Genomic DNA, 18,552 nt, shown 5'->3' with positions numbered 1-18,552 from the left:
GAATGTTACTGGCGATCGATTGCGGCAACACCAACACCGTCTTCTCAATTTGGGACGGCGAGCATTTCATTGCAAACTGGCGGACCTCGACCGAGCACCAGCGCACGGCGGATCAATACTATGTCTGGCTATCGACACTGATGTCTTTCCAGAAAGTTGATGTTGAGATCACGGATGTCATCATCAGCTCAACAGTTCCCCGGGTCGTGTTCAACTTACGGGTATTTGCAGACCGTTATTTCAATTGCCGCCCGCTTGTAGTGGGCAAGCCTGATTGTTTGCTGCCCGTGGATGTGCGCGTCGATGGTGGGACCCAAGTTGGACCGGACCGTTTGGTAAACACTGTTGCGGGACACAGCCTTTTTGGCGGTGATCTGATTGTCGTAGATTTCGGGACGGCGACTACTTTTGATGTTGTCGACACAGACGGGGCCTATATCGGCGGGGTCATCGCACCCGGAGTGAATTTGTCACTAGAGGCACTCCACCAAGCGGCGGCTGCATTGCCCCATGTGGATGTGACCAAGCCCGAACGTGTGATTGGCACCAACACGGTCGCTTGTATGCAGTCGGGGATATTTTGGGGTTATGTCGGCCTAATCAACGGCATTTGTGATCGTATCAAAGCGGAACAGGGACGGCAGATGCGCGTCGTCTCCACTGGTGGGCTGGCCCCGTTGTTCCAACAAGGACATGCGCTATTTGACGAATATGAAGAGTTTTTAACGATGCACGGCCTGACCGTCATCTATAAATACAACAAGGATAATAATACGTTATGAGCAGCGAACGGCTGATTTACCTACCTCTCGGCGGTGCCGGCGAAGTGGGGATGAATTGCTATGTCTACGGATATGGCCCCGAACATAAAGAGCGTTTGATCGTTGTCGATCTTGGTGTGACTTTCCCTGATATGGACAGCACCCCGGGTGTTGATCTGATTTTGCCCGACGTGTCATGGCTTGTTGAGCGGCGTGACCGTATCGACGGCGTGTTCATCACCCATGCGCACGAAGACCATGTGGGCGCAGTTGGTCACCTTTGGGAGCGCCTTAAGGCCCCAATCTATACCCGTGCGTTTACAGCCAATATCGCCCGCCGCAAGATGGAAGAGCATGGCGCGGATACCGATGCGCTGCACACGGTTAGCCCTTGGCCCGAGACAGTTGAGACGGGTCCATTCAAAGTGGGTTTTGTGCCGATCTCGCATTCAATCCCTGAAAGCTCTGGCCTTGTCATAGATACTCCTGCAGGGCGCATCGTGCACACGGGTGATTTCAAAATTGATACGAACCCTGTTGTGGGCGAGGCGTTTGATCGCAAGCTGTGGTCATCGTTTGGGACAGTCAAAGCATTGGTTTGCGACAGCACAAACGTATTCTCGCGTGATGCAGGCCGCTCTGAATCGACGCTGAAACCTGCCATTACGGAACTGATCGCAGAGCAAGAGGGCATGGTGGTCGCGACCACTTTCGCCAGTAACATTGCGCGCTTACAGACATTGGCGGACGCGGGCATTGCTGCAGGACGTTCTGTTTGTTTGTTGGGCCGTGCCATGGGCAAGATGGTCCAAGCGGGCACAGAAACAGGTATTCTGACGGACTTCCCCAGCACGATCTCTGCAGAAGAAGCGACACAAATTCCCCGCCAAAACGTGATGCTCTTGGTGACAGGTAGCCAAGGTGAACGCCGGGCGGCCTCTGCCCAACTTGCCAACGGCAAGTACCGCGGCATTACCATGAAGGCTGGCGACACGTTCCTGTTCTCATCAAAAACCATTCCCGGCAACGAGCGTGGTGTTATCAAAATCATGAACCAGTTCAGTGAATTGGGCGTGGATGTGATCGATGATTACTCCGGTGCCTATCACGTGTCGGGGCACGCCAACCGCCCAGATCTGGAAGAGATGCACCAGCTTGTGAACCCACAAGTGGTGATACCAATGCACGGTGAGCACCGTCACCTTCGTGAACATACCAAGCTGTGCACTGCCAAGGGTATGAGCGCAGTTGTCGCCGTAAACGGCACGATGATTGACTTGACTGGCAACGCCCCCAAAGTAGGTGGCTACGTTGAAACGGGTCGGACATATCTGGACGGCTCCGTCAAAGTCGGCATGCTGGACGGCATTGTGCGTGATCGTGTGAAGATGGCGCTGAACGGACATGTGATTGTCACGGTGATCATCGACGAAGACGGTGAACCGCTTGGCGAGCCATGGTGTGAGGTGAAGGGCATTGCCGAAGTTGGCACATCAAACGCGCCGCTGGTTGATGTCCTTGAGCAGGATCTTGGTCAGCTGATTATGCGGGCAGATGATCGTACTGTGGCAGATGATGACAAGCTTGAAGAGCAGCTAAAGCGCCAAGCGCGGCGTACCTGCCAGCAAGAGATCGGCAAAAAAGTAGAGGTCACTTGTGTGATTAGCCGGCTCAGCTAATCATTGCGAAGACCAAAGAAAAAGGCTGGAGACCTCGCGGTTTCCAGCCTTTCTTGTTTTTAGCTCGGTCGGCCCTAAATGAGCCAGTCGCTTTTGCTATTCTTCTTCATCACTGGCTGCAGCAGTCTCTTTCACAGGTGCAGACTTAAACGTTTTAGCATCATTCGCACGACGTTCCGCAAAGCTTTGCGCGATGAACGCAGGAGTGTGATCGCCAAGGCCCTCAAAACGTGGACCATTGTTGTCATTTCCACCATTTCGGCCACGACCGCGTCCGCCTCGTGAACGGCGAGGGCGCTCATTTGTGTCGGCTTGGCGTGCGTTGTCTTGAGGCGTGGTTGGCTGATCGGCGTCTTTGTCTGCATCGCCAGTAGGCGCTGCAACATCCTGAGGTGTCTCGGTCTGCGTCTCAACCACGTCTACTGCAGCTGTCTCGGGCTTTTTGCGTGACCGTGAGCGGCTGCGCGACCGTGACTTTGGCTTTTCATCCGTGCCTGCCCCTGACGTTTCTGCGGCACCATCTTTAGGCGCATCGGCCTGTGTTGCAGTCTTTGACCCTTCAGGCAGATCACCGCGGGGGATTTCCTGCTTCACAAGGGTTTCGATATCCGCGAGATTTTTCTCATCCCTCGGGATGCAGATCATGATTGCCGTTCCGGTGTTACCTGCGCGGCCTGTCCGACCAATGCGGTGAACGTAGTCCTCAGCATGTGAGGGAACGTCATAGTTGAACACATGGCTAACGTTCGGCACATCCAACCCGCGTGCGGCAACATCAGAAGCAACCAAGAAACGCAGGCTACCATCGCGGAACGCCGCGAGTGTTTCCATACGCTTGCTTTGCTCCAAATCACCGTGGATCGGGGCTGCATCAAGGCCGTATTTCTTCATGGACTTCGCAACTATATCTACGTCCATCTTGCGGTTGCAAAAGATGATACCGTTACGGCACGCATCTGCTTCACGTTCGATCAGCTGGCGCAAAAGCTTGCGCTTTTCACTGTCCTGACGGTCACGGCGCGAGCCTTTGAACATATAGACGGACTGCGTGATATTATCGTTCGTGGTTGCGGCGCGGGCAACTTCAACTTTGGCGGGGTTCGACAGGAAAGTGTTTGTGATCCGCTCAATCTCGGGTGCCATTGTTGCGCTGAAAAACAACGTCTGACGGGTAAATGGCGTCAGGCCAAAGATACGCTCGATGTCGGGGATAAAGCCCATGTCGAGCATCCGGTCAGCTTCGTCGATGACCATGATTTTCACGTCTGACAAGATCAACTTGCCGCGCTCAAAATGATCCAGCAAACGACCCGGCGTGGCGATGAGAACATCGACACCTTTGTCGATCAGGATGTCCTGTTCTTTGAATGAAACACCGCCGATAAGAAGCGCTTTGGTCAGCTTGGTGTGCTTTGCGTAGGCGTCGAAGTTTTCCGCCACTTGGGCTGCCAACTCGCGGGTCGGGGCCAAGACAAGGCTGCGGGGCATCCGTGCGCGGGCGCGGCCACGTTTGAGCATCGAAATCATCGGCAGGGTGAAACTGGCCGTTTTTCCGGTACCTGTTTGGGCGATGCCTAGAACGTCGCGGCCTTCGAGCGCAGGAGGGATCGCGCCGGCTTGAATGGGGGTGGGGGACGTATAGCCGGTCTCTTCGACGGCTTTGAGGACCTTTTTATCAAGGTTCAGATCAGCAAAAGTTATCATGTAAATCCGCGTTTAGTGCGGACACGATCTTGGCCCGCCGATTGGTCTGCGCGTGGCCCGGTTTGGCCATGGGATCAACAGCCCCTAAGATGCGCTGGCCAAGGTCTAGGGGATAAGTCCGTGTGGGTCAAACGCCTAAGCCAAGATGACTGATGGCTGGGCTTAATCCACCATGAATGGGTGATAAATGCACCATTTGGCCGAAGAATGTGGGGTAAATTTACTCGCAGTGCGCCACTTAGATGAACAGACGGCAGGGCAAGAATCGCACTGCCGTCTTGAATAAAGATTGGCGCGCTAAACCATCATTTCTTTGGTGCCGGTCAGGCTGACATCTGGGTAGTCGCGGCCAACGCGGTCAATATCCCACTGGAGGCGGGTCAAAAACACGGTGTCGCCGTCATTGTCTGTGGCGATATGCTGTTTGTTGGCGGCAACGAATGCATCAACTGCGGGCTTTTGCCCCTGAACCCACCGCGCTGAGGTAAATTGCGATGCCTCAAAACGTACGGGCAGGCCGTATTCCATCTCAATGCGGCTGGCCAAAACTTCGAACTGTAACGCGCCAACCACGCCAACAATAAAGCCAGAGCCGAACGTGGGTTTAAACACTTTTGCAGCACCTTCTTCGGCAAATTGCATCAACGCCTTTTCAAGGTGCTTTGCTTTCATCGGATCACCGGCGCGGCAGGTTTGCAGCAACTCTGGGGCAAACGATGGGATGCCCGCAACGCGCAAGGCCTCGCCTTCGGTCAACGTGTCACCAATCCGCAGCTGGCCGTGGTTTGGAATGCCGATGATGTCGCCGGCCCATGCCTCTTCCGCCAATTCACGATCGGACGCGAGGAATAGCACGGGGTTTGAAATTGCCATCGGTTTTTTGGAGCGCACATGGGTCAGTTTCATGCCACGCTTAAAGTGCCCTGAGGCGAGCCGAACGAAAGCCACGCGGTCACGGTGCTTTGGATCCATGTTGGCCTGCACTTTAAACACAAATCCCGCCACTTTCTTTTCGTCTGGTGAAATGGCGCGCGGGTCGGCCCTTTGGGGCTGTGGCTCTGGGCCGTATGTGGCGATGCCGTCCATCAGTTCCTGTACGCCGAATGAGTTGATCGCAGAGCCAAACCAAATGGGTGTCATCGTCCCTTCAAGAAGTGCTTGTGCATTCAGTGGCGGCATCAATTCACGCGCCATCTCGATCTCTTCCAAGAACGTTTCCAACAGGTCAGCGGGGACCAGTTCTGCCAGTTTTGGATCGTCGAGGCCTTTGATTTTTACTGCTGAGGCGACTGTGTTTCGGTCTGCGCGGTCCATCAACTGTAGCTCGTCGCGCAAAATGTCATAACATCCGATGAAGTCACGGCCGCGCCCAATGGGCCACGATGCGGGGGTAACATCAATCGCTAGGTTTTCTTGAATTTCGTCAATAATCTCAAAAGTATCGCGGCTTTCGCGGTCCATCTTGTTACAGAACGTCAAGATGGGCAGATCACGAAGGCGGCATACTTCAAACAGCTTTTGGGTTTGGCTTTCAACGCCTTTTGCCCCGTCGATCACCATCACGGCCGCGTCGACAGCAGTTAGGGTGCGGTAGGTGTCCTCGGAAAAGTCCGAGTGACCGGGCGTATCCACAAGGTTGAACCGGTAGCTGTTCTCGCCTGTGGCAAAATCGAACGACATGGCCGATGCGGAAACCGAAATGCCGCGGTCTTTTTCCATCTGCATAAAGTCTGAGCGGGTGCGGCGCGCTTCACCTTTTGCCCGTACTTGCCCCGCCATCTGGATCGCACCACCATAAAGCAGAAACTTCTCGGTAAGTGTGGTCTTACCAGCATCGGGGTGGCTGATGATCGCGAAGGTGCGGCGGCGCGCAATTTCGGGCGCAAGGACAAGCGGTGTATCTAACATAGGCCCGCTATAGCGCCCCTAGGGGGCTTGGGAAAGTGGGATATTGCGGCGCGCGTTTGGGTGCTAGCCACCTGAAGCGCGGCGCAGTAACTCAACGGTATTTCCCGTGAGCATCCCTTCGGCAATTTCGAAGCTAAGGTCTGTTGCAGGCCCGTCGGTTATATGCCGGTGCATCAGTGCTTCGGCCAAAGGTTTCGGGATCATACTGCGGGCGCTGGCATCCATTTGCATGGATTCCGCCGCGATACCTTCTGCATAGATGATGTGGTGCTGATCAAAGAGAAGTTGATAATAATCAGCAAAGCCCCCTGCCTCTTGAACAACGGATGTACCGTTGATGAGGTGGCGTGCTTGGACTATCACTTCGGCGCGCCCTGTGCCAATTTCGTCATGGCGTTGATAAATGAATAGGCGGTGATGGGGGCTGATGCGCAAATCGGCTGAGTTATTCAGCACACCCTTTTTGATCAACACCGGAGCCATTGTGCTGTTTGCGCGTTCAGTTCGCTGGCCGATCCAGCGGATCTGTTGCGCCCCGCCATCCCGCGTCAAAACACGATCGCCCACCGCCAGTTTTTCAACCGCACGCTGTTCGCCTGAAGCCATTGTGATACGTGTGCCGCTGAAAAAAGCAGCTGAGATCATCCGGTTGAGGCGTTGATATAGATCTGTGCGGGTGGTGCCTACTAACGTGTAGGGGGTTTTTCGTTCAATTATGCCAAGTGGCAAAAGTAGGATTTGTTCAAGCCCGCCGTCGATGACTTCGACCAGAACAAGCAACTCAAGGGTGTGACCATCAGGTGCCATCAGCGTCATGGCGCTGTCTATGGCAAGTGTTGAGCCTGCACGTCCCAGTTTTGAGGTTGCATGGATGCTTAAGGTGCTTTGTCGGGCCGCGTGTGAGTTGTGCACCGTAAGTGTATGCAGTGCTGCATCGCTGACCAGTTCATAGACGTCTTCCAACAGCACATCTTCGGCCAAGCCCATTGCCTCGCCGTGGTTAACGCCAGAAGTGACGCGTAACGCTGCTGCTTTCAGGACCGAAAATGATTGAACGCGGGCAGGCATTTGGGTGGGCTCTCACTCATTAGAACGTTGGGCGCGGGCTAATTGTCCACCGACACGCCGCATCACTAGCTACAGTACCTTGCTTAAGATTTTGTCAGCTTTAGGACAATGCAAAGGCATATTTTTTGACGTGCGGTTATAAATTGAACGTGTGCAGGGAAATAATGTTCAATCCGGTGCAAAACACCACTGGTGTGCCGCGCGCTCAGATGAGAAGTTGCCAGCCATTGCAACACAAATCTAAAGGCAGAGATGACATGGATTTAGGACTACGCGGAAAGCGCGCGCTTGTATGTGCCTCCTCCAAAGGGCTGGGGCTTGGATGCGCCGAGAGTTTGGCTGAGGCTGGTGTTGATTTGGTAATGAACGCACGGGGTGAAGAGGCTTTGGAAGCCGCTGCCGCCGATATTCGTGCGCGTTTTGGTGTGAGTGTGACAACAGTCGTGGCCGATGTGACCACGCAAAACGGCCAGGCTGATGTTTTGGCCGCCTCTGAAGGTGTCGATATTTTGGTCACCAACGCCGGTGGTCCCCCTCCGGGTATGTGGACCGATTGGGAGCGTGATGATTTCATTGCAGCACTCGATGCAAATATGCTGGCGCCGATTGCGTTGATGAAGGCACTGCTGCCCTCCATGATGGAAAAAGGCTGGGGCCGTGTGGTCAACATTACGTCTGTATCTGTCAAAGCGCCGATCGCTGTTTTGGGTCTGTCGAACTCTGCACGCGCGGGTTTGACGGGGTATGTGGCTGGTACGGCACGTCAGGTTGCGGGCCACGGTGTGACCATCAACAACCTTCTGCCCGGTATCCACGCCACAGATCGTGCGATCGCCCTTGATACGGGCGTGATGAACGCGCAGGGCATATCCATGGATGAGGCCAAAGCGCAACGCGCAGCGACTATTCCAGCTGGCCGCTACGGCACACGTCAAGAGTTTGGTGCTGCCTGTGCGTTTATGTGTTCGCAGCATGCCGGCTTTATGGTGGGGCAAAACGTCTTGCTTGATGGTGGCGCGGTGAACGCGACCCTCTGATGGTCTGATCCAGTCTGAATTTTGAGAAGGGCGGGGTGTCAAGCATGGCATCCCGCCTTTTGCGTTTAATACACAGGCTTTCATTCGACTGCGTGCGACATGTTGAAAGGCTGCAATGTCTTGGCAAGGTGCGGTGTGGTTGCTATGTGCGGAACCGAGCCTGATTGTTTTGCTCGGAAATAGGATATCGCATTCATGCCCACATCCGTAGCCACCGATGCGCCGCGTCTTGAAGTGACAAACCTGAACCGCAGCTTTGGCGGTCGCAAGGTTGTGGACGACGTATCCCTTAGCGTCGCGGCGGGGCAGGTGACGTGCCTTCTGGGGCCGTCCGGTTGTGGGAAATCTACGACCCTGCGCATGATTGCAGGCGTCGAGATGCAAGACAGCGGCAAAATCATGGTCGATGGTGAGCTGGTGTGCGACACCGTCACACGTGTTCCGGCCGAGGCCCGCTCAATCGGGCTGATGTTTCAGGACTTTGCTTTATTTCCGCACCTCACTGTTGCTGGCAATATTGCCTTTGGCCTGCGGGGATCGCGCGCGCAAAAGGCTGAGCGCGTTAATCATCTGCTAAAACGCATTGGCTTGCCTCACTACGCGGATGCTTATCCGCACCAACTGTCCGGTGGCGAGCAACAGCGCATCGCTTTGGCCCGTGCGTTGGCGCCACAGCCGAAAATCATGCTGATGGATGAGCCGTTCTCCGGCCTTGATAACCGCTTGCGTGATGACATCCGCGACGAAACTCTTGAGGTGCTTAAAGAAGAAGGCACTGCCGTTTTATTGGTCACACACGAACCTGATGAAGCGATGCGCATGGCCGATGAAATAGCCCTCATGCGCGATGGGGTTATCGTGCAGCGCGGTGCGCCTTATAACGTGCACATGCGTCCCGTGGACAAAGACGCAGCGGCTTTTTTCAGTGATCTGAACATCGTACCGGGGCGCGTGCATGGGGGATTGGTCGAGACGGCCTTTGGGCAGTTTCTTGCCCCCGCAGTGCCTGAGGGTGGTGAGGTCGAGATTGTTATCCGCCCACAGCACATCAAAATTGATTTCGACCGGCAGGGTGTAGGGCCGAACCCGACGCCTCAAACCGGCGTCCCTGCGCGCGGCGTGGTTGAGCGGGCACGATTTATGGGCAAGGATTCACTTGTTGAATTCCGGATGGATTTTGATGGCTCAATCCTAAAGGCGTCCGTGCCTTCGGTGTTTTTGCCCAAAAAAGGTGTGCCTTTGTGGCTGATGCTGCGCCGCGATCGGTGCTTTGTATTTCCCAAGTAACGATGTGTCGCGCCTCTAGAGCGTAATTTTACGTTCTGCGTAATCCGCAAGGGTTTTGCCTTGTTCCTCCACGAAAAGCCCCGGAAGAGTTGAACATTCCGTAATAAGATCAGCGCGCAACTCATTGAATTCATGCGAAGTTTCATTCCACACGACGCACGTCCAAACGCGCCCCCAATAATCAAGCTGTAGGGGACGGACCACGATGTTTGTGCCGTCGTAATGTAGTTTTAGCTTTTGACGGGCACGAATGGCTTGGCGTAGCTGCGGCAAATGCTGAAACCCACGTGCGGCATCTGCGAACGGATATATGGCAAAGCCCCAAGAGGCCGGCGCGCTGGTGCGTTCTTCGGGTAACACAGCGTCGATCTTTGCGGACAACGTCCGTGCAGCTTGGGACAGATCATCGTCCGCAGCTTCGCCCACAACCTGAAGGCCCACGTGAAGCGCCTCAAGTTCGGTCAAAGACAGGTTCAGCGGGGGAAGTGTAATCGCCGCCGTTACCCAATACCCCACGCCGCGCTCCCCCTGAACGGGCACGCCGCTGGCGGCAAGCGTTTCCATATCGCGGTAGATAGTGCGCTCCGAGACATCCATCGCGCGGGCCAAATCAGCGGCACGGTGTAATTTCCCATCACGCAAATGGGTGATCAATCGATAGAGGCGGTCCTTGCGCATGATTCGTACTTTCTTCCTCAGGGCGTAGTAATTTTAGGAATGAAATCCGCTTTCCTGACATTTACCTGACAGTTGACAGGTTTTTGTCATGAGAAACACCAAAAAGGTAATTTAATGGCCAGTTTATCGCTGGCGAGGGCGTGTAAATCCGCGTATTTCTTGAGGCTGAACATAGATAGATGCGCAACCAAGCGCGAAGGAGTTTAGACATGTTGAACAACATTGGCCCCATGGGTTTCTTGCTGATTGCAGTCGTCGTGTTGGTTCTGTTTGGCCGCGGCAAAGTCTCGTCTTTGATGGGCGAAGTGGGCAAAGGCATCACCGCGTTCAAAAAAGGCGTCAAAGACGGCACCGAAGAGCTTGAGCAAGAGCAGGCGGACGCAGCAAAAGACGTCACACCTGAGACTGAAAAAGACAAAGCCTAATCCGCGCGTGCGGGTAATGCTTGTAAAGGAATTGTAGATGTTTGGACTTGGCTGGGGCGAAATGATCGTCGTGGGTGTGGTGGCGTTGATTGTGGTGGGACCCAAGGACCTGCCGCAGATGTTCCGCACGTTGGGGCGCTTTTCCGGCAAGGCCAAAGGCATGGCGCGCGAGTTCACATCTGCGATGAACCAAGCGGCAAACTCAACAGGTGTTGGGGATGTGGCGCGCGACTTTCAGAACATGACAAGCAAAAAGGCGCTTGGTCTGGACAAGCTTGATCAAGCCTCTCGCGCGTTTGAGGCATGGGACCCATTGAAGGACGGGGACGAGGGTGAGCCGTCACTGTCGCCCGAACGCAGTGATGCGGCTGCTAAAATCCAAGCCGCCACTAAGATTAAAGAAGCCGAAAAACGTGCAGAGGCCGCGCGGGCTGCGCTGGCTGAGGCCGAGGCAGAAGTGGCCGCAGCAAAACCTGCGACCGATGCGACCCCAAGCGCGCAAAGCAAATCCGAAGGTGACGCATGAGCGATACATCCCAAGCCCCCGAAGCCGAGATTGATGATAGTGCTGCACCTTTGATCGAACACCTGACTGAGCTGCGTACACGGCTCATTCGCAGTGTCGTGGCTTTTTTGGTTGCGATGGTCGCATGCTTTACGATCGCCGAACCGATCTTGGAATTTCTCGCCGAACCGATCGCGGACATCCTGCGTTCGCGCGGTGAAGACCCGCGGTTGATTTTTACGGCACCACAAGAGAAGTTCTTTGTATTGATCCGGATTTCGGTCATAGCGGGCTTTGCGTTTAGTTTCCCCGTAATCGCGTTCCAACTTTGGCGCTTTGTTGCGCCCGGCTTGTACAAGACCGAGAAAAACGCCTTTTTGCCGTTCATCATCGCAAGCCCTGCGCTTTTCATGTTGGGGGCTTCGTTTGCGCACTACGTCGTGACGCCGCTGGCGATGAATTTCTTTATCGGCTTTTCTGATGTCATCCCGTCCATTGCAGGATTGGTCACCGGCGAGGCACCACAGGCTAACAATGAGTTAAGTACAGTCTTTCTGGGCTCTGTGCGTGAAAGCCTAGATGTATCTTTGAAATTTATTTTCGCCTTCGGTCTGTGTTTCCAGTTGCCTGTTTTGTTAACCTTAATGGGCAAGGCTGGCTTGGTAAGCGCCGCTGGTCTGCGGGCTGTGCGCAAATACGCGGTTGTGGGCATTCTGGTTTTGGCGGCTTTGGTCACGCCCCCCGATGTTGTTACGCAAGTTATCCTGTTCGTGGTGGTCTATGGTCTTTACGAGATTTCTATCTGGTTGGTTCAGGGTGTAGAAAAGCGCCGTATTCAGAAGATGAAAGACGAAGGTCTCTGGGACGAAGAACTGCACGGTGACGGCGGGACGGACGAAGAAGAGAACCGGTGATGACTGCGACTTTACCCACCGATGCGCTTGAACGGATTGCGCAGGCGCTTGAGCGTATGTCGCCCCCGCCTGTTTCAAAACCTGATTTAGGTGCCGCAAGCGCGTTTGTCTGGTCGACCCAGCCTGATTGTTTGGTCCCCGTCGCAGATGTCTCGCGGGTGCCGTTAGAACTCCTGGTTGGGGTCGATCGGGGGCGGGACACTTTGTTGGCCAATACAAAGCAGTTTGCGAACGGCATGCCAGCAAACAATGCGTTGCTATGGGGCGCGCGTGGCATGGGAAAATCCAGTCTTGTCAAAGCTGTACACGGCGCTGTTCATGCTGAAAATACTTCGTGTAAGCTGGTCGAAATTCAACGCGAAGACCTTCCGACAATCGGGCGTTTGCTTGAGCTGCTGCGCGATGCCCCTGAGTGTCGATTTATTCTGTTTTGCGATGATCTCAGCTTTGGCCACGATGATGCGCATTACAAATCGCTCAAGGCGGTGTTGGACGGCGGGGTGCAAGGCCGCCCCGATAATGTGGTGCTGTATGCGACGTCAAACCGTCGCCATCTGATGCCGCGTGACATGATCGAGAACGAGCGTGGCGGTGCGATTAACCCAGCCGAAGCCGTGGAAGAAAAAGTCAGTCTGTCGGACCGTTTTGGACTGTGGTTGGGCTTTCATGCTTGCGATCAAGATCAGTTCCTCGCGATGATCCGCGGATATTGTGATGCTTTTGGTGTCGATATTGGCGATGCAGAGTTACGTGCCGAAGCTATTGAATGGCAAGCAACGCGCGGCAGTAGATCTGGGCGCGTTGCCTGGCAGTATTTCACCGATCTCGCAGGACGCAAAGGCGTCTCGCTTGCAGGCTAAAGGTGGTTAACGACCCGCCTGACTAAGCTGGTTTACTTCGGCAAATACGGCGCTGGATTAACGCTGTCGAAGCCTTTGCGGACTTCAAAGTGCAAAAAGCTTGGGCTTGTGGCGCGCACTTTTGCGATGGTCTCTCCGCGCTTTACCGTGTCACCTTTTTTGACCCGCAGACCGTCCACATTTGCATAAACAGTGATTAGGCCATCGCTGTGACGCATGATGATAATCGGGATTTGGTCTGTGTCTTTGCTGATCAAGATCACCTGACCTGCGTCGGCTGCCTTAACATTCGTACCTGCGGGCGCACCGATGTCGATGCCTTCGTTTACGTTCTTTTTGTACTCGCGAATGATTGAGCCGCGCACAGGATACAAAAAGCGCGCCGTTGCGGCAGCCGGTGTTGTGCTGGTGCCCAAATCTGGCGCTTGGGGTGTTGCGTCTTGTGCGTTGGCAGCACCGGGCACATCACTTGGCAGGGGGGTCGCTGCCGATGGCGGCGTCGGGGCGTTTGAACCCGCACCTGGTTTGGTGGCGCTTGCGGCTACTGGGGCAGGGGGTGCTACGGGGATCAACAAAAACTGCCCCTCGCGCACGGCCAAGTCCGATCCAAGGCTGTTCCAATCTGCAAGTGAGCGGACGTTGACGCCGTAAAGGCGCGCGACAGAAAACGCAGTTTCGCCACGCTCAACGCGGTGGCGGATAGGCTCCACGCCCGTTTGAGGCAAGGCAGATGCCGTTGGTGCAGCGCCTGCTTGGGCCTCTGCTTTATCGATCGCGCTGCCGGCAAGTGTTGTTACGTCAACCGATGATGGTGCGCGGATCGGCCCGGTGGCGGACGCACCTGTGGCGGGGGAAGGCTCTGCCACGCGGTTGGACAGGGCCACAACCTCACCACTGCGCAACGGGTCGCTAGGGCGAATGCCGTTAAAGCGCGCCAGCTCATTAGCATTAACGCCAATGCGGTCAGCGACGGCCTGAAGTGTGTCGCCGTCACGTGCGACAGCAACTTGATAGTTGGGATAGCTGATGATGCCACGGTTATCAGGTTCGGGACGGGATGCCGAGGCACCACGCGCGGCGGATGACGTATCAGCGCCGTTGCCAGTAAGGCCGCGCAAATCAAAATCCCACTGTTTGACTTGCTCGCAGCCTGCAACAAGGGCAAGGGCCGAACATAAGACAATTGCTTTTGCCGGCATTGAAAGTTTCGTGGCGTACATGGCCTGTTCCTCAATATGCTGTGCCATGGTCGTTCGCCATAGCGTAACTGCTCAATTTACGGGCCTTTTGGCCTCTGTTTTGGTGTGCCGCGTCAATTTAATCGCGGCTGACCCCTTCAAGTAGAGGTACGAACCGCACGTCGCGCAGTTCGGTATAGTCAAATCCGTCTTCGCCACGAACAACCTTCACCAGGGTTTGAACCGTCTCCGCCTGTCCGCAGGGTACAACCATGATACCCCCGATTTTCAATTGCGCCAAGAGGGGGCCTGGGGGGTCTTCGGCGGCGGCGGTGACAATGATGCGATCAAAGGGCGCTTGGTCAGGCAAACCACGGCTGCCGTCTGCGGTTACGGCCGTAATGTTGCGCAGGTCTAACGCCTCAAAAGTGGCGCGCGCTTCATCGACAAGGCGCTTGTGACGATCAACGGTGAACACCCGCCGCGCCAGATGAGATAGAATTGCGCCTTGATAGCCAGAGCCTGTACCAATTTCGAGAACGTGATGGCGCGGACCTACGTCAAGTGCTTGGGTCATCAGGCCAACAACGGAAGGCTGGCTGATGGTTTGGCCACATGCAATCGGTAGGGGCATGTCTTCGTATGCGCGGTCTTTAAAAACACCGTCTTGGACAAATTGTGCGCGGTCCACCGCCTCCATGGCATTGAGCACGCGAGCGTCCGTTAACCCGCGAGAGCGGAGCGCAAAGAGAAACTGCATCTTCTGCTCGGGGGTGTAACTTGGCGCGTTCATGGGCGGTCGAATGCCTGTGATAGGCGGTCAAGCTCATCTGTAGCTGTCAAATCGGCGCGCATCGGGGTGACGCTGATGTAGCCTGCAAGGTTTACCGCCGCGTCGGTACCTGCGGCTGACGGGGCACGCTGATCGCCACCTTTCACCCACATGAACTGTCGACCTGTGGGGGAGTTTTGGGGGGACACGCTGAAGCTTGTGCCTTGCCGGCGACCTTGGCGTACGACCTGGGTGCCTTTGACATCTGCTGCGGCAACGGGTGGAAAGTTCACATTATAAAATGTGCGGTACCCGTGTGCCTCTGGTGTCTCAAAGCCTGTTTTCAAAAGCTGCTTAACAACCTCCGCGCCAAACGCGGCTGCCCCTTCGAACGGGTCTTCCAAATCCTTCATGGCAGGTCCGTAGTATTGCGACAGCGCAATTGCGGGCAGCCCTTGAAGTGCTGCTTCCATCGCAGCACCGATGGTGCCTGAATAAAGCGTGTTCTCGGCTGAATTGTTCCCACGGTTCACGCCGGACAAAACCAAATCGGGCGGGCAGTCTTTCATGACGTGGTGCAGTCCTGCTAAAACACAGTCTGCGGGCGCGCCTTGGGCAGCAAAGCGCTGTGGCGCCAATTCGGAAATCATTGTGGGGTGGGTATAGTTGATGCAATGGCCCACGCCTGATTGTTCGAACGCAGGCGCTACGGTCCAGACATCACCATCAGGGCCCGCGACGTCGCGCGCAATGGCCTCCATAATCTTGAGGCCGGGGGCAGCGATGCCGTCATCATTTGTAATTAAAATACGCATACACCCGTGTTAGGCGAGCAAGGGGCGTGGGGCAAGCAGAGCGGTGCCGTGGGCCTAAAAAATATCTGCCAAGATGCGTTTCGCTTCATCTGCTGGATCTGTCAGCAGATTCCTGTCCTCACCAGGGTGAAAACGCGCGCGTGTGCTGGTGGGCATTGGGGCAGGTGTTGTGATGTGAATGTGTGGGCCAATATTGGCGCTTTCCGCCTGCCAGCTTTTGGCAAGCGCAATCTGTGCGGCTTTCGTTGCACCATAGGCGCCGTAGAATTTCTGACCGACAGCAGCATCATCAAAAAACACAGCATGAGCGGTTGGACGCAACAGGGGCCCAATCATCGGGATCAACTGTGCAGTAGCATTCACGTTGATCTCAACGGATTTTGACCAGTCTTTTGGTCCCATCGCATTTGCCGGTGCCAAGGGGGCTGCGTGAATTGCTGTATGCGCCCAAAAATCAATTTGCCCCCACCGATCGTGGATAGAACGGCACAGCTGCTGCATCGCCGCTTCTGTCTGAATGCTCATCGGAGCCAAAGTTGCCTGACCACCCTGTGCTTGGATTAGATCATCAAGCTCTTCGAGGGCCCCAACGGTTTTGCCAACGGCAATGATGTGATGGGTCGGCGCAAGGGCGAGCGCAAGCGCATGGCCAAGGCCACGGCTGGCACCGGTGATGAGGGCGATTTTTGTGTCATTCGTCATATGCGTGGTGTGCTGCGTGAGGGCTGGAACGTCAAGATGGCAAATAGGCCGCGCGCCACATGGCATCAAGACGATCAATCTCGTCTACGTCAAATTGCTCTGAGCTTTCCCAATAACGCCCTGAGGCCACGAAATAGCCAAGCGATTTTTCTGCGCTAAGCACATCCGCCATCGCCATATCAGAAGGTGGGGGCGGCGTGGTTTGTAGATGTCTGATGTCTGCAAGTTTGGCCCGTGGAAAGACTTGCCGGCTTGGAGCGGCTGACAAGTTTACGACGTTGCAGCCTTGGGCGTTTGCTTGAAGTGCTAAGCGGGCGGATTTAGCTTCAAGCGAACGAAGGCTTATGTCTTCGCGCAGTGGGTCTGCGGTGCCTGTGCCGTAAAAGTGGGTGTTGCCTTGGGCGGCGTACATCATGTCACATCCAAAGAATGCCATCACAGATGGGCGCAGCGCACCCAACGCCCAGTATCCAGCAGTGAAAGCCATTGTCCCACCGGCGTAAACAAAGCCGCCGTATGTGTTTTGCACCGTGACATAGTCATCTGCGGTAATGATCTTTTGGGCTGGGGATACCGTTGCGGGACGTTTGTCCGCAGGAAAATCTTCGGGATGAATAAGATGCGACCAATCAGTGCGCACCCGCCACGCGTTGTTTATCACCACTATGTGGTCAAAAATGCTGCGGTCCCAATTGGCGGATTGTGGCGCATCCGGACCACTTCCAAGGATCAGGATGCGCGGGCCCATGGCCTATTCAGCGGCCTTCATTTCGAAGCCTTTTTCGATCATATCAGTCGGCTTAACGGGGTATTCACCGCTGAAACACGCGTCACAATACTGCGGATGCTGCGGATCGCGGCCCTCTGCCTCGCCCACGGCACGGTAAAGACCATCGAGTGAGATGAATTTCAGGCTGTCCACTTCAAGGTGCTGGCGCATCTCGTCCTCAGACATAGTTGCCGCAAGTAGTTTCTCACGCTGAGGCGTATCAACGCCGTAAAAACAAGGCCAAGCTGTGGGGGGCGACGCGATGCGGAAGTGCACTTCTTTTGCGCCAGCATCCAAAATCATCTCTTTGATTTTGCGGCTGGTGGTACCGCGCACAACGCTGTCGTCGACCAGGATCACGCGCTTTCCTTTGATCAGCGCGCGGTTGACGTTGAGCTTAAGGCGCACACCCATGTTGCGGATTTGCTCAGTGGGCTCAATGAATGTCCGGCCCATGTATTGGTTGCGGATGATGCCCATTGCATAGGGAATGCCGCTTTCAAGGCTGAAACCAATCGCCGCAGGGGTGCCACTGTCAGGCACAGGGCAAACAAGATCGGCCTCAACCGGGTTCTCTTTTGCTAACTCGCGGCCAATTGCTTCGCGGGTTTCATACACGCTACGCCCACCAAGAATACTGTCTGGGCGGCTGAAATAGACGTGCTCGAAAATACAGAAACGGGGGCGTTGTGGGCGGAAGGGGTAAGAGCTTTCTACGCCATTATCGGTAATCACAACCATCTCGCCGGGTTTGATCTCGCGGACGAACTCTGCACCGATGATATCAAGGCCACAGGTCTCTGATGACAGCGCATAGCCATCCCCAAGTTTGCCAAGTACCAGCGGGCGAACACCAAGCGGGTCACGCACGCCGATCAGTTTTGTGCGGGTCATCGCAACAACTGAAAACGCACCTTCCACGCGGCGCAGTGCATCTTCCATCCGTTCGGGGATCGTGCGCTGAAGCGAACGCGCCATCAGGTGCAGGATACATTCACTGTCGGACGAGCTTTGGAAAATACTGCCGCGTTCGGTCAACTCACGGCGCAGCGCGTCGGCGTTGGTGATGTTGCCGTTGTGGGCAATGGCCGCACCGCCCATGGAAAACTCACCAAAAAAGGGCTGCACGTCACGGATTGAAGTTTGGCCTTTGGAACCAGCTGTTGAATAGCGCACATGCCCGATTGCAACGGGCCCGGGCAGGGTTTCCATCACTGAGTGAGACGTGAAGTTGTCGCGGACATAGCCAAAACGGCGAGCGTTGTTAAAACCGTGTTCGGGGTGGTGCGCAACGATGCCGCCTGCTTCTTGGCCGCGGTGCTGCAAAGCGTGCAGCCCGAGTGCCACAAAGTTTGCCGCATCTTGCTGGCCGTGTACGCCGAAAATACCGCATTCTTCTTTTAGCTTATCATCATCAAACGGGTCGGCCCGAAAGACTGGCTCTTGGGCCAAAGATTTTGGGGTGCTCTCAGGGCGGGAGGTGTGAGGTG

General features: G+C 55.4%; 18 protein-coding genes. 8 read left to right on the top strand and 10 right to left on the bottom strand.

What is annotated here, in order from left to right; translation table 11 throughout:
- Positions 1-2: 2 nt before the first annotated feature.
- Both OLX08_RS03210 and OLX08_RS03205 read left to right on the top strand, forming a co-directional pair.
- On the top strand, positions 3-782 hold the full coding sequence (locus OLX08_RS03210) for a type III pantothenate kinase (protein ID WP_048597946.1): 780 nt from the start codon (positions 3-5) through the stop codon (positions 780-782).
- Positions 779-2,440: a ribonuclease J gene (locus OLX08_RS03205; protein ID WP_391482461.1), complete on the top strand. Its 1,662-nt coding sequence runs from the start codon at positions 779-781 to the stop codon at positions 2,438-2,440. The genes OLX08_RS03210 and OLX08_RS03205 overlap by 4 nt, the downstream gene beginning before the upstream one ends.
- 96 nt (positions 2,441-2,536) lie before the next feature.
- Here OLX08_RS03205 and OLX08_RS03200 read toward each other — a convergent pair whose 3' ends face one another.
- From OLX08_RS03200 to OLX08_RS03190, 3 genes are all read right to left on the bottom strand, one after another.
- Positions 2,537-4,144, bottom strand: a complete 1,608-nt coding sequence (locus OLX08_RS03200) for a DEAD/DEAH box helicase (protein WP_391482459.1) — start codon at positions 4,142-4,144, stop codon at positions 2,537-2,539.
- Between the two features lie 297 nt (positions 4,145-4,441).
- Complete coding sequence (locus OLX08_RS03195) at positions 4,442-6,052, bottom strand: peptide chain release factor 3 (RefSeq protein WP_391482458.1); 1,611 nt, start codon at positions 6,050-6,052, stop codon at positions 4,442-4,444.
- Between the two features lie 63 nt (positions 6,053-6,115).
- Positions 6,116-7,120, bottom strand: coding sequence for a Hint domain-containing protein (locus tag OLX08_RS03190; protein ID WP_391482456.1), 1,005 nt, complete (start codon positions 7,118-7,120; stop codon positions 6,116-6,118).
- Positions 7,121-7,377: 257 nt separating this feature from the next.
- Between OLX08_RS03190 and OLX08_RS03185 the strand changes: the two genes are divergently transcribed.
- Both OLX08_RS03185 and OLX08_RS03180 read left to right on the top strand, forming a co-directional pair.
- Complete coding sequence (locus tag OLX08_RS03185; protein ID WP_391482455.1) at positions 7,378-8,157, top strand: SDR family oxidoreductase; 780 nt, start codon at positions 7,378-7,380, stop codon at positions 8,155-8,157.
- Between the two features lie 195 nt (positions 8,158-8,352).
- Positions 8,353-9,444: an ABC transporter ATP-binding protein gene (locus tag OLX08_RS03180; RefSeq protein WP_391482453.1), complete on the top strand. Its 1,092-nt coding sequence runs from the start codon at positions 8,353-8,355 to the stop codon at positions 9,442-9,444.
- 15 nt (positions 9,445-9,459) lie between these two features.
- Here the strand turns inward: OLX08_RS03180 and OLX08_RS03175 are convergent, their stop codons facing one another.
- Positions 9,460-10,125: a helix-turn-helix transcriptional regulator gene (locus tag OLX08_RS03175; protein WP_391483164.1), complete on the bottom strand. Its 666-nt coding sequence runs from the start codon at positions 10,123-10,125 to the stop codon at positions 9,460-9,462.
- 206 nt (positions 10,126-10,331) lie between these two features.
- On the opposite strand from OLX08_RS03175, the gene OLX08_RS03170 reads away from it, so the two are divergent.
- The 4 genes from OLX08_RS03170 to OLX08_RS03155 are packed head-to-tail and all read left to right on the top strand — an operon-like array spanning position 10,332 to position 12,826.
- Positions 10,332-10,547 (top strand): twin-arginine translocase TatA/TatE family subunit, encoded by a 216-nt coding sequence (locus OLX08_RS03170; RefSeq protein WP_048597959.1) that lies wholly within the window; start codon positions 10,332-10,334, stop codon positions 10,545-10,547.
- Positions 10,548-10,584: 37 nt separating this feature from the next.
- Positions 10,585-11,073: a Sec-independent protein translocase protein TatB gene (tatB, locus tag OLX08_RS03165; RefSeq protein ID WP_341246511.1), complete on the top strand. Its 489-nt coding sequence runs from the start codon at positions 10,585-10,587 to the stop codon at positions 11,071-11,073.
- On the top strand, positions 11,070-11,966 hold the full coding sequence (gene tatC, locus OLX08_RS03160) for a twin-arginine translocase subunit TatC (protein WP_391482452.1): 897 nt from the start codon (positions 11,070-11,072) through the stop codon (positions 11,964-11,966). Before tatB ends, tatC begins: the two co-directional genes overlap by 4 nt.
- Positions 11,966-12,826, top strand: coding sequence for an ATP-binding protein (locus tag OLX08_RS03155; protein ID WP_391482450.1), 861 nt, complete (start codon positions 11,966-11,968; stop codon positions 12,824-12,826). The genes tatC and OLX08_RS03155 overlap by 1 nt, the downstream gene beginning before the upstream one ends.
- 32 nt (positions 12,827-12,858) lie before the next feature.
- Here the strand turns inward: OLX08_RS03155 and OLX08_RS03150 are convergent, their stop codons facing one another.
- The 6 genes from OLX08_RS03150 to purF all read right to left on the bottom strand — a co-directional run bounded on the left by OLX08_RS03150 (position 12,859) and on the right by purF (position 18,514).
- Positions 12,859-14,073, bottom strand: a complete 1,215-nt coding sequence (locus OLX08_RS03150) for a peptidoglycan DD-metalloendopeptidase family protein (protein WP_391482448.1) — start codon at positions 14,071-14,073, stop codon at positions 12,859-12,861.
- Positions 14,074-14,143: 70 nt separating this feature from the next.
- Positions 14,144-14,797 (bottom strand): protein-L-isoaspartate(D-aspartate) O-methyltransferase, encoded by a 654-nt coding sequence (locus OLX08_RS03145; protein WP_391482447.1) that lies wholly within the window; start codon positions 14,795-14,797, stop codon positions 14,144-14,146.
- Complete coding sequence (gene surE, locus OLX08_RS03140) at positions 14,794-15,591, bottom strand: 5'/3'-nucleotidase SurE (RefSeq protein WP_391482445.1); 798 nt, start codon at positions 15,589-15,591, stop codon at positions 14,794-14,796. The genes OLX08_RS03145 and surE overlap by 4 nt, the downstream gene beginning before the upstream one ends.
- Before the next feature lie 54 nt (positions 15,592-15,645).
- Positions 15,646-16,293: an SDR family NAD(P)-dependent oxidoreductase gene (locus OLX08_RS03135; protein ID WP_391482444.1), complete on the bottom strand. Its 648-nt coding sequence runs from the start codon at positions 16,291-16,293 to the stop codon at positions 15,646-15,648.
- Between the two features lie 31 nt (positions 16,294-16,324).
- A complete protein-coding gene (locus OLX08_RS03130) occupies positions 16,325-17,041 on the bottom strand; it encodes a hypothetical protein (protein WP_391482442.1) in 717 nt (238 codons plus the stop codon).
- A gap of 3 nt (positions 17,042-17,044) precedes the next feature.
- Positions 17,045-18,514: an amidophosphoribosyltransferase gene (purF, locus tag OLX08_RS03125; RefSeq protein WP_048598189.1), complete on the bottom strand. Its 1,470-nt coding sequence runs from the start codon at positions 18,512-18,514 to the stop codon at positions 17,045-17,047.
- Between the last annotated feature and the right edge of the window lie 38 nt (positions 18,515-18,552).

Source organism: Nereida ignava (assembly GCF_047114695.1).
In the GTDB taxonomy this organism is placed as follows: Bacteria; Pseudomonadota; Alphaproteobacteria; order Rhodobacterales; family Rhodobacteraceae; genus Nereida; species Nereida ignava.
The sequence above is the reverse complement of the archived record's forward strand: the minus strand, read 5'-3'. Positions and strand labels throughout refer to the sequence as shown.